Genomic DNA, 13,495 nt, shown 5'->3' on the forward strand with positions numbered 1-13,495 from the left:
GTTTTAGTAATACCCCTGATTTTTTTAATTACATAACCCTACAATTTGCAAGGCTTTAAAAATGAAATTCAAACCTTCCCTACTCGCTTGCGCAGTTCTCAGTGGTCTAGTCGGTCTGACTGGCTGTAACGATGACACAACCAACATTTATGAAGGCGGTGACACCAACCCTGCACTGCCGGATATTCCTGACGGCGGCAAGCCAGTATGTCCTCCAGTTGGCGATGGCGACTGCGATGACAAGCCAAACCCAGAAACACCTGAAATCGACATGGGCGTTCACATTCCGGTAGATTTCGCCGATATGGACGTAACACGCTACGTCAACCCATTCATCGGCACAGGTAACCTAGGCAACACCTACCCTGGTGCAACCACACCACACGGCATGGTGCAGCTTTCTCCAAACAACGGTTCTAACGGCTGGGAATACATTTCAGGCTACTACTACCACGACGCACGTACTTCCGGTTTCTCTCATACCCACCTTTCCGGAGCAGGTGCTGGCGACTTGAACGACATTCTCGTCATGCCAATCAACTCGCGTTCGGATTACATGATTGATGAAGGTTCGGCAACGCTAAACCTAGAAGCGTCTCGCTTCCAACATCGTGACGAGCAAGCGACGGCAGGCTACTACAAAGTCGATCTATTGGATTACGACATCAAAGCTGAGTTGACGGCGTCAGATCGCGTTGGTGTACACCGTTACACCTTCCCTCGTGATGAGAAGTCAGAAATCATCGTGAACACTGGCTTCAAAATTAACTGGGACTACACCTCTGATTCTTACTTGAAATGGGACAAAGACAATAACCGTCTTGAAGGTCACCGTTTCTCTGACGGCTGGGCACCAAGCCAAAAAGAATTCTTCGTGATGGAATTCGACCAACCAATCAAAAACGTTCGCTTTGCTTACTACGATAAAGAGCAAGGTCGTTACATGGACGTGCCAGAAGGCATTACGGAAATCGGTAACGAAACACGTGGCAAGTATCAATACGCACGCGCTTACGTTGAGTTCGACACATCCAAAGACGGCTTAACGGTTGAAGCGAAATTGGCGCTATCAAACGTTGAAATCGGCGAGAATGGCAAGTCTGGTGCTTCTCTTAACATGACAGAAGTTGCGGGCATGAACTTCGACCAAGTACGCGAAGCGGCAACGAAGAAATGGGAAGACGAACTCGGCAAGATCCAAGTCTCTGGCGACGAAGATTACAAACAGACCTTCTACACCGCGATGTACCACTCGTACCTAGGTCAAACCATTCACTCTGACTTAGATGGTCGCTACCGCCAAGTTCACCAAGGTCGTAACGCTTACCCAGATGGCAACACACCTTGGGGCGATAAGATTGATACGCTGAAAGAGTCGATCCGCACTGCCGATGCTAACAAAGATGGCAAAGCAGACTTCACGCGCTACGACACTTTCTCGTTATGGGATACCTACCGCGCAGTTCAACCGCTGTCTTCGATTCTTGAGCCAGACCGCTTAGCAGACGTCGTGCTGTCTATGCTGTCTTACGCCGAAGAAGAATGGGTAGATGACAAAGGCAACGTGCGCAAAGGTCGCCTGCCTGAGTGGACATTCAAAGGCAACGAAACTGGCATGATGATGGGCATGCACTCAACGCCTGTGATTCATGATGTGTTGTCGAAAGGCTCACTAGAAAAACGCATGATCGATCTTGGCTTCACAGAAGCGGAGCGCAAAGACGTTAAAGAACGTTTAGTTGAAGCGATGATCACTGACGCGCGCGCCGCAACGAGCCAAGGCGTAGCATGGATCAAAGAGTACGAGGAACAAGGTTACGTACCAGCGCAATTGCACGACACTCCACCAGATTCTTACGGCGGTCACTCACCATTTAAAGATTCTTGGACAGCATCTTACTCGCTTGAATACTCAATGAACGACTGGGCAATCGCACAATCGATCAAGGAAGTCTTCGGTGAAGAAGATCCACGCTACAACGAGTTCGCTAACCGTTCTAAAAACTGGCAAGCGCAATTCGACTTCGGCGGTAAGCAATACCAAGGTTGGTTCAAAGCCCGTGACTACGATGGCGAGTTTATCGACGCAGGTTGGGTAGACCCAATCACCGGTCGCGCGGTTGGTAAAGACTGGCGTCCAGACATGTTCAACTGGGCATTCTCTGAGTCGAACGGCTGGCAATACTCGTTCAGTGTTCAGCACGACATTCATGGCTTGATTGACCTGATGACACGCTTCGACAAGACACAAAATCCTGAAGCAGAACGCGGTGACTTGTTCGCAGCTCGCTTGGATGAGTACTGGTCAACCTACCCAGACCGCAACGCAGGCGACAACCAATTCCCAGTGTTCAACACAGGTAACGTTGGTCAGCACGTACAAGGTAACGAACCAGATATCCACGTGCCGTACTTGTACAACTACGTCGGTCAACCTTGGAAAGGTCAGGCAGCCATCGCCGCAGCAACCAACATTTGCTACAAGAACACCGCTGACGGCATTTGTGGTAACGACGACTTCGGTACGCTCTCTGCGTGGTTCGTGTTCCGTGCACTTGGCTTCTACCCAGTAAATGCTTCTTCTGGCATCTACGAAATCGGTACTCCGCTGTTTGAAAGCGCGTCTATCGATGTCGGCAACAACCAGAAGTTCACGGTGACCGCGAAGAACGTTAGCCGCGAAAACATCTTCATTCAATCGGCTCGCTACAACGGCAAAGACTTCAACCGCACTTACCTGACTCATGACGAAATCATGTACGGCGGTGAGTTGGAGTTCGTGATGGGCGACAAACCAAATCAACGTTGGGGCTCTCTAGAGCAAGATCTTCCACCAGCACAAGGCATCGGTGAGTTCTTGCATGAAGACGAGATGCCAGCGGGTTCTCGTTAATCCCAATAGTGACAACTCAGCCGGGAGAGCGCATCTCCCGGCTATCCCTACAAGCAAATTTTATAAGCAGTTCTTTATAAACAGTCTCTTATAAACACTTTTTATATACGAATAACGACAAAACGGTATGCACATGTTTAAACGTAATCTTATCTCTTTGGCTATCCTGGTTGGTCTGACGGGTGGCTTGGCTGGCTGTAACAGCGACAACGATTCTTCCTCTTCACTGCCTGGCGATCCAATTGTTGATCTCGCGGTGTTGAAATACGTCGATCCTATGATCGGCACAGCAGCTTCTGGTCATACATTCCCGGGCGCGACGGTACCGGCAGGTATGGTTCAACTGTCTCCAGATACTTTCATCGGTTCTAACACAGACCATGAATCAGGACTTAACCCTTGGCACTCGGCTTCTGGCTACTGGGATTCATCCAACTACGAAACTGGCGAAGTAGTTAACACTGACGTTCCGCTGTACGGCTTCTCCCATACTCACCTTTCAGGTACAGGCGCAACGGACTTAGGCGACATCTTGGTTCTGCCATACGCAGACATGGCGAACACACAACTGAACTCTTTCGACAAAGCCAATGAAGAAGCAAGCGCAGGCTACTACAAAACCAAGCTAAACCAAGGTCAAATCGAAGTAGAACTGAGCGCAACCAAACGCGTTGGTTTACACAAATACACCTTTGCTGATGGCGCGGATCGCAACGTGAAGTTCGATTTGGGTCATACCCTAATGAACAACAACGGCAAGTCTTTGAAGAACAAAGTAGAAGTGGTGGACGAATACACCATTCGCGGTCGTAAAACCTCAACAGGCTGGTTCCAAGGGCAAGATCATCAAGGTCAGGACATCTTCTTCTACGCGAAATTCAACCAACCAATCACCAAAGCACTATTGGGTGAACAAGACAAAGAACCAACTCGCGAAATGCGCAATGGTGCGGTTTACTCAGGCGATGATCTGACCGCTTACCTAAACTTCGGCACAGGCGAAGAGCCAATTGAAATCCGCGTCGGTATCTCTCCAGTTAACTGGCAAGGCGCACAGAAAAACTTAGAAGCAGAAGCACCAAGTTTCGACCTAGCAAAAGTGAAAGAAGACGCAGAATACGCGTGGGCTGAGAAGCTAGCGAAAATCAAAGTAGAAGGCGGCACTGACGCAGAGAAAACCAACTTCTACACTGGCATGTACCACATGATGATCGCACCAATCGAGTTTTACGATGTGGATGGTCAATACGTGGATATGCTTGGCACGGTGCGCACACTGAAAGATGGCGACACACCAAACTACTCGATTTACTCAACGTGGGATACGTTCCGCGCGGTTCACCCAATGTGGACCATCATCGACCCAGACCAAGCAACGCTATACGTGAAAGACTTGATTCGTAAATCCAACGACGAGTTTGGTCTATTGCCGAAATGGGAAGGTCACGGCTCAGAGACCGGCACCATGATCGGCTACCCATCAGCAGCGATTCTGGGCGATGCGGTGACCAAAGGCTTGATTGATGCAGAGCAGGCTTACACCGCATCAGTGAAATCAGCTCGCTACACACCGCATGAGTACCCACAGATTCATGACGACATCCTAAGCTCACTTATGGCTGGCCAGTTGAACTACCACGAGAAAGAACAGTGTGTTCGCTACCCGAACTGGAACTCAGTGTCGTACTCGTTGGAATTCTCATTCTACGATTGGACGATCGCAGAAATGGCGAAAGCCGCTGGCGATATGGACGCGTATGAAGAGTTCAAAGCTCGTTCTTACAACTCTTTGAAACACTGGGATGCGAAAGCAGGTAACGCAGACGGCACGGGCTTCTTCGTACCGACAGAACTGAAAGAAGGCGACCCATGTGCGCTGAAATACGCTTCTACTGATTTCGACCCTTACAAGTCTGACGCGTTCTACTACACAGAAGGCAACGCGTGGCAGTGGCAATGGGCGTTCATGCAAGACTTGGACAAGCTGACTGAAATCATGGGCGGCACACAAGGTCTGAACGACAAGCTGAACAACCTATTTACTGCCGATCCAAATGGCGGCGAAGCGCACCAAGACATGACAGGCTACATCGGTCAGTACATTCACGGTAACGAGCCTTCGCACCACGTCATCTACTTGTACAACCGTACTGAAGAGTCTTACAAGGCGCAGGAATACCTAGACCAAGTTTACGACCAGTTCTACAAACCGACACCAGACGGCATCATCGGTAACGAAGACGTAGGTCAAATGTCGGCGTGGTACTTGATGTCGGCACTGGGCTTCTACCAAATCTCGCCAACCGATCCAACCTACAGCATCGGTCGTCCAATCTTCGACAAAGCGACGGTAGACATTGGCTCTGGCACCTTCACGGTAACGGCTGAGAACAACGGTCCAGACAACATGTACATCAAAGAAGTGACCATCAACGGTAAGCCTCTGGATGTGTACAACACCTTCCAGCACAGCGAATTCAAAGCAGGCGGCGAACTGCACTTCGTGATGACAGCAGACAAGTCTGAAGCAATGCAAGCCAACCTAGGCGAATAATGATTTTGAGGGGACCTCGTGTCCCCTTTTCTCGTGGAATAAAAACAATGAAACTAAAAAGAACCCTACTCTCTACCGCAGTGTTAACCGCCATGCTTGGTCTTGCTGGTTGTGGCAGCGACTCTGATCCGGAAACTCCAGTTATCTCTACCCCTACTTTGGAATTCGTTGATACCTTGATCGGCACTAAAGGTCTTGGCAACGTTAACCCGTCTCCAGTTATGCCAGAAGGTATGATTCAACCTTCACCAGATAACTTCGATCCAAACGGTTGGAATGGCAAAGGCTCGCCTGTTGAATACGATCCTGTGCACAGCTTGCTTTCTGGCTTCTCAATGACTCACATTTCTGGCGCAGGTAAAGGCGACCTAAATGACTTCGCCTTCTTGCCATACACAGGCTTCAATACCGATGCCGTGACCATGGATAAAAGCTCGGAAGTGGCAGAAGTTGGTTACTACTCGGTTGACCTTGTAGAAACTGGCGTAAAAGCTGAACTGTCGGCAACCGACCGCGTGGCGTTCCAGCGTTACACCTTCAAACCGGGTGAAGATCGCAAAGTACGTATCGACCTGCAACACGAACTGTTGGAACAATACGGCAACCACTCTCGCAGTATCTACTACAAACGCGTTAACGACACCACAGTCGTAGGCGCGCGTACCTCAAACGAATGGGGTCAATGGCAAACTGTGTTCTTCGCGGCAGAATTCTCTGATCCAATCATTGAAGAGAATCTGTACACCAAGCTGGCTTCTGAGAGCAAACTGACTCCAACTGACGCTACTGAAGTCGGCTTGGAAGATTACCGCGGCTACGCAGAGCACAAACCAATGCCGGGCGAACCGGAACCTGACCCTGAACGTTTGGCAAAACGCGCAAACGATGTCCTGACTCATTTGAACTTTGGCAAGAGCGATGAGCCATTGGTCGTCAAAGTAGCGATTTCTGGCACTGGCGTTGACGGCGCCCTGAAAAACCTAGAAGCAGACACCAACGGTTGGGATTTCGACAACGTCGTACAACAAAACCGCGTGGCTTGGGAAAACATCCTTGGCGAGTTTGAACTGGAAGGCGGCAACAAAGCTGACAAGACCATGTTCTACACCTCGCTCTACCGTACGTTTGTTGCTCCATTCCTATACCAAGACGTGGATGGCAAATACCGTGGCATGGATGGCAAAGTGCACCAAGCAGAAGATGGCTTAGTGAACTACTCAGTGTACTCAATGTGGGATACCTTCCGCGCCGCACACCCACTGAAAACCATCATCGATAAAGACCGCGCGATTGAACACGCACGCGATCTATTGAACAAATACCAAACGGGTGGTGTGCTGCCAAAATGGGAACTGCACTCGGATTACACTGGTGAAATGGTCGGTCATCCTGCGGTTTCGGTTATTGCCGATATCATGGTCAAACACCCAGAAGCCTTTACCGCAGCTGAGTTTGATTTGGCGTTGAAAGCCGCTGACGAAACTGTCAACTTCAATCTTGATAAAACTGAAAGCTGGGTGCCTTACCAAGACGCTTGGAACGGTGACAAACGCTTTACGGTCATGACGCGTCATAACGACTACCAAGAAGACGTCGGCTTTATTCCAGCTAACACCAAATGGGCGCCGGATTCTGGTGACAAACCGGGTTACGTAGAAGGCTTAAAAGTCGATAAGTACGACGAGCTTGTGAACGAATCGGTGTCTTACGGTCTTGAGAACGCTTACTACGACTGGTGTATCGCTCAGATCGCTAAACTTGCGGGCAACGACCAGCAGTACGACCGCTACATGGCACGCTCTGAATCGTTCAAGAACTACTTCGATTACAACCCAGAACAATACGGCAAGTTGCAAGACACCAAAGGCAACGCATTGGGTGCGACGGGCTTTATGCGTCCGGCTTACATGAACAGTGGCAGCAAGGTTTGGGCAAACAACCTGAAAGCCGAATGTTTGGACGAGAACATGGCGCTGTCTATCCCAGACGGTATGGACTACAACGCCTGTAAAGACCGCAAAGCACTCAACGAAAGCGATGTGTTCTGGCCTTACCGTGCTGAGCACCGTGGTGAAGACTTTACCGAAGGCAACACATGGCAATGGACATGGTTTGCACCGCACAACTTGAACGGTCTGGCCAACGTGATGGGCGGCGAGCACATCGACCGCACTGACTTCTCTCTTCCTGAAGACGTAACCGAACAAGGCAAAGCGGCATTCTTAGCCAACTTGAATGCGCTGTTTAATGCGGACTCCAACGCCGATACAAGCCAGTCACACGACATGTCAGGCTATATCGGTCAGTTCGTGATGGGGAACGAGCCAGATCACCACGTACCTTACCTATACAACTGGACAGCAGAGCCATGGAAGACACAAGAAATTGTCGACCAAGCGATGAACGAGTTCTACCACCCAACGCATGAAGGTCTGATTGGTAACGAAGACGTCGGTCAGATGTCGGCGTGGTATGTGATGTCTGCATTGGGCTTCTATCAAGTCACTCCGGGAGAAGCAAGCTACACCATCGGTCGTCCTCTGTTCGACAAAGCCGTGATTCCAGTCGCGGACGGTAAATTCACCATCACCTCAGAATATAACAGCCAAGAGAGCATCTACGTGAAGTCGGTGACCATCAACGGCAAACAATTGAGTGACAACTTCAGCTTCGCGCACAGCGATTTGAAAGACGGTGGTGAACTGCATTTCGTTATGACTTCAGACAAATCTGAAGCGATGAAAGCGCAATAACCGATACCTATCCAAATAACGAAAGGGGGCATCTAGCCCCCTAAAAAACTTCACTTCAGTGGAACCATAAAAATGAAACTAAAAAGAACTCTTATCTCTACCGCTATACTCGCTGCCATGTTTGGTCTTGCTGGTTGTAACAGTGATGACGACAACAGCAAATCTGGTACTCCATCCCTCGACACCACACTAACTCAATACGTCAATCCATTGATTGGTACAGGCGCAGATGGTCACACCTTCCCAGGGGCGGTTGTGCCTTATGGTTTGGTACAACTATCTCCTGATACCGAAATGGAAGGTTGGGGCTCTGCCGCAGGTTACTTCGACCACGGCAAACTGACTGAAATCCCAGTGTATGGTTTTTCCCACACTCACCTTTCTGGCACAGGCATTACCGACCTTGGTGACATCTTAGTTCTGCCTTTCACCAAGAAAGAAAACGCCGTTTTCAACACCTTCGATAAAGACAACGAAACCGCAGAAGCGGGCTACTACGCGGTTGAACTGAACAAAGGCGAGATCAAAGCTGAGCTAACTACCACGCAACGTGTTGGCTTCCACCGCTACACCTTCAAAGAAGGCACCACGCCACACATCAAGTTCGATTTAGACCACACTCTCAACAAAGGTCACTTCAACAACCGCACCATGAAGGGTGATTTAGAGTTCATCGACGCTTACACCATTCGCGGTTTACGTAGCTCGAACGGTTGGGCGAACAACCAACACGTCTACTTCTACGCCACCTTCAACCAACCTATCGTCAAAGCCATTGCTCTAGTTGACGGCGCAGAAACGGAAATCGATGTAAACAACGACAACATCGACGCAGTGAAAACCATCGCTTACCTAGAATTCGCACCATCATCAACACCGCTAGAAATCCAAGTAGGCTTGTCACCAACAGGCACAGAAGGTGCAGAGAAGAACCTAGAAGCAGAAGCGAAAGACGTGTCATTTGATACTGCGCGCGCTCAAGCCAACGATGCATGGCACCAAGAGCTCAGCCGCATGATGGTATCTGGCGGCACGGAAGATCAGAAAGAGATCTTCTATACTGCGCTTTACCACGCCTCTATCGCGCCAATGATTTTCCAAGATGTCAACGGTCAATACCCTGCGATGCGTACTCGCATTCAAAAAGACGCGGGCGATACGCCAAACTACTCCGTGTACTCCATGTGGGATACTTTCCGCGCAGCGCATCCACTGAAAACCATTATCGACTCAGAACGTGCCGAAGAGTTTGCCAACGACCTGATTCGTAAATACGAAGACGGTGGCATTCTGCCGAAATGGGAACTGCACAGCCATTATACGGGCACTATGATCGGCTTCCCTGCGGTTTCTATCATTGCTGACGCGATGGCGAAAGGCTTAGACATCGACCCACAACTTGCCAAAGAAGCGGCTGAGTTTACGGTGCGTTACCACGAGGCATCTGAATTCCCAGATTGGACAGAAGACAACAACATCGGCGCAGCAAACGTTGTGCAAGTGAAGGTGTACGAAGAAAACGGCTTTGTTCATCACGGTTACTGGAACAGTGCGTCTTACACGCTTGAGTTTGCATATGGCGACTGGGCAATGGCAGAAATCGCGCGCATGGCTGGCGATGTAAAACTGCAAGAAGAGTTTATGACTCGTGCCGACAACTGGCTTAACCATTGGGATGCAGAGACGGGCTTCTTACGTCCGAAAAACCACCCGCTAAGCTCATCACCAAACAAACCGCCTTTGGAGTTCAACCAACCGATTGATGAAGATCGTTTGGATGAGTGTGAAATGGTTGAATGGCCTGAAGGCTCAGGTGTGATGAAAGAGAAATGCCCACTGCTACCATTTGACCCTTACTACGTGGACGAGTTTGCCTACACCGAAGGGAACGCGTGGCAATGGAAGTTCCAACCAATGCACGATTTCAACCGTCTGAAACAAGAAATCTACCAAGCAGACTTGGCGCAAGGCAAAGACACCACGCCAGAGAAAGCCTTCCGTGAAGACTTGGACGAGCTATTCAACGCGCGTTCTTCAAACACAGGCGAAGAGCTACCAGACCTAACGGGTTACATCGGTCAGTACATGCACGGTAACGAGCCATCACATCACATTCCTTACCTATACGCGCTAACGGATGAGCCATGGAAAGCGCAAGAGTACCTAGACCGCATCATGTCAGAGATGTACACCAGCGAGCCAACTGGCTTGATTGGTAACGAAGACGTGGGTCAGATGAGCTCTTGGTACTTGATGTCGGCAATGGGCTTCTACCAAGTGACGCCTGCGGATCCGGTGTACACCATCGGTCGTCCTATGTTTGATGAAATCACCATTCCAGTGGAAGGCGGCAAGTTCACAGTCATCGCAGACAATAACAGCCCACACAACAAGTACGTGAAGTCTGTAACCATCAACGGCAAACCGCTGGATGCCAACTTCACCTTCAAGCACAGCGAAATCAAAGCGGGCGGCGAGCTTCACTTCGTCATGACGGGTGACAAGCAAGAAGCGCTTCAAGCTCAGTAACGTTTTATGTAATTCGTATTTAAAGAATAAGCAGATAGATTAACTCAGTGGCAGGAAGTGACGCGCTTCCTGCCTAAGGAATCAAGATTATGAACTTTACGAAAACCGCTATCGCCACCGCTGTGATTGCAAGTGTTATTGGTTTGGCTGGCTGCAACGATGACGACGATAACACCTCACCAAGCGTCGATACTTCCAACCTAAAATACGTCGACCCATTCATTGGTACCGGTTTTAACGGACACACCTTCCCGGGTCCTGTTGTGCCAGAAGGCATGGTGCAACTTTCTCCAGATACCGAGCTGATCGGCTGGCACTCTTCATCAGGTTACCACTTCGATAAAAAGACTCTATTTGGCTTCTCCCACACTCACCTTTCTGGCACGGGCATGGGCGGTTTAGGTGACATTCTTTTCCTGCCGTTTACCGAAGATAAAACCAAGTACATCGAAGACAGCGACGACTACCGCGAAGCGATTTCAGTCAAGATGGACAAAACCTCAGAAGTGGCAGAAGCAGGTTACTACTCGGTGAAGATTGCAGAGAACGGTATCAAAGCTGAGCTTACAGCTTCTGAACGTGTCGGCTTCCACCGCTACACCTACCCACAAAGTCAACCACAACGTCTGAAGATTGACCTCAACTCCATCCTTAACAGTGACTGGGGCTCGACCTCTCTGCGCAACAAACTGACGGTGAGCGAAGACGGTCATACCATCACGGGCGAGCGCGACGCAGCGCACTTCTCTGGTTGGGCGAAAAACCAAAAAATCTTCTTCTATGCGACTTTCGATAAGAAGATCAAAGACGTTTACATCCTTGCCAACGGCGAACCTGTTGACGGCCTAACGGCAGAGCACGTTTCCGAATTTATTTACGATGACCAAGGTAATCCAGTTAAGCGTGTCAAAGCGGACGTCACTGCCTACATCGAATTTGAAGATGAAGGCTCACAAGAGTTGAATGCGCAAGTGGCGTTATCTGCGGTTGACCCACAAGGCGCAGAAAATAACTACGATGCTGAAGCAAATGTCTCTTTCGATACTGCGCGTAACAACGCACGCGAGAAATGGGCAAAAGCACTCAACTTCTCTATCGAAGGGGGCACGGAAGATCAAAAAGAGATCTTCTACACCGCGCTTTACCACACCAAGATTGCGCCGATGGTGCATCAAGATGTAGATGGTCGATTCCGTGGCATGGGCAAAGGCTCGATTCGTGAAGGTGAAGGGGAATACTCCATCGCTTATGGTCAAGCGACAGAAGAGCAGCCAAACTTCTCGGTTTACTCTCTATGGGATACCCAACGTGCGTTGCACCCACTAAAAACCATCACAGAGCCAACCCGCGCGGTGCAATACGCGAAGAACCTAGTTCAGAAGTACACTGAAAGCGGCTTGCTGCCAAAGTGGGAACACTTAGGTGACGAGACAGGCACCATGGTCGGCTACCCAGCGGTAGCAGTGATTGCGGATGCGATCACCAAATTCCCAGAAGAGTTTACTCAACAAGAGAAAGACCTGGCGCTGAAAGCCGCGATCGACTCTTCGACTTACGACAACTACCCTGCACTGCAAGCCGATTGGGATCAGGGCGTATTGGATCGCACTTTAACCAAGCACATCGACTACATTGAGAAAAACGGCTTCACGCCAGCTATCCAACGTATCGATGGTGAGCCAGTATTTGAAGACTACACGGTTGAGTCTGTTTCTTACGGTCTGGAAAACGCATTCTACGATTGGGCTATCGCACAAATCGCCAAAGCGGCCGGTGATACTCAAGCAGAAGAGCAATACCTTGAACGCTCAAAAGGCTACAAGAAGTACTTCGATTACAACCCAACGGAATACGCAGAGCATGGCGTAACGGGCTTTATGCGCCCAGTGATGATTGATGAAACCTTCATGACGCCATTCGACCCATACGGCACAGAACACGAGACAGGCAACTACACCGAAGGTAACGCATGGCAGTGGACTTGGTTTGTACCGCATGACATCGCAGGCTTAAAAACCATCATGGGTGGCGATGCTGAGTTCCAGAAGAACCTAGAAGCAACCTTCACCGCAGAAAGCCAAGGCACAGAAACACCGGATATGTCTGGTTTGATTGGTCAAGTTGCGTTTGGTAACGAGCCTTCGCACCACATTCCTTACCTATTCAACTGGACCGCAGAACCATGGAAGACACAACAAGTCGTCGACCACATTCTTGATGACATGTACTTTGCAGCGCCAGAAGGCGTCATTGGTAACGAAGACGTAGGCGCAATGTCCGCTTGGTATGTGATGTCTGCATTAGGCTTCTACCAAGTGAACGCGGCAGAACCTATTTACACTGTGGGTCGTCCGCTATTCGACAAAGCAGTGATTCCGGTGAAAGGCGGCACGTTCACTATCACCACAGAGAACAACGCCGATGACAACATGTACATCAAGTCTGTCACCATCAATGGCAAAGCTTTGGATAACGGTTTCTTCTTCGACCATTCCGAGTTCAAACCGGGTGGTGAGTTGCACTTCGTGATGACGGGCGAGCAATCTGAAGCGATGAAAGCGCCTCAATAAGCTTCACTTGAAATGTATTCCTCAGGCTAAAATAGCTTGAAGAATACAGGGGGATTTGATGTGATGAACGTATCTCCTATCTAGCTTCGTTGCGCCAAACTAATGGCGCACTTAGTATGAGTAGAAGTAACGGACAGCGTGTTGACAAAATCGGTCGAACCTTTCCAATGCTGAATTCTGCGATTTGATCTCATAT

At 49.6% G+C, this 13,495-nt stretch carries 5 protein-coding genes; all 5 read left to right on the forward strand.

All coding sequences use genetic code 11. The features are described from left to right. Positions 1-61 precede the first annotated feature (61 nt). Positions 62-2,893: a GH92 family glycosyl hydrolase gene (locus R8O11_RS04295; protein ID WP_145534367.1), complete on the forward strand. Its 2,832-nt coding sequence runs from the start codon at positions 62-64 to the stop codon at positions 2,891-2,893. Positions 2,894-3,026: 133 nt separating this feature from the next. Continuing rightward, positions 3,027-5,447, forward strand: a complete 2,421-nt coding sequence (locus tag R8O11_RS04300) for a GH92 family glycosyl hydrolase (RefSeq protein WP_053349243.1) — start codon at positions 3,027-3,029, stop codon at positions 5,445-5,447. Between the two features lie 47 nt (positions 5,448-5,494). Next, the gene (locus R8O11_RS04305; RefSeq protein WP_206953451.1) at positions 5,495-8,200 is read left to right on the forward strand and encodes a GH92 family glycosyl hydrolase; all 2,706 of its coding nucleotides are present in this window, start codon (positions 5,495-5,497) and stop codon (positions 8,198-8,200) included. 72 nt (positions 8,201-8,272) lie between these two features. Further along, entirely contained in the window at positions 8,273-10,729 is a 2,457-nt protein-coding gene (locus R8O11_RS04310; protein ID WP_318193946.1) for a GH92 family glycosyl hydrolase, read from the forward strand. Between the two features lie 89 nt (positions 10,730-10,818). Continuing rightward, positions 10,819-13,299 (forward strand): GH92 family glycosyl hydrolase, encoded by a 2,481-nt coding sequence (locus R8O11_RS04315; RefSeq protein WP_318193947.1) that lies wholly within the window; start codon positions 10,819-10,821, stop codon positions 13,297-13,299. Positions 13,300-13,495: the final 196 nt, after the last annotated feature.

This window comes from Vibrio sp. 1288 (assembly GCF_033344475.1).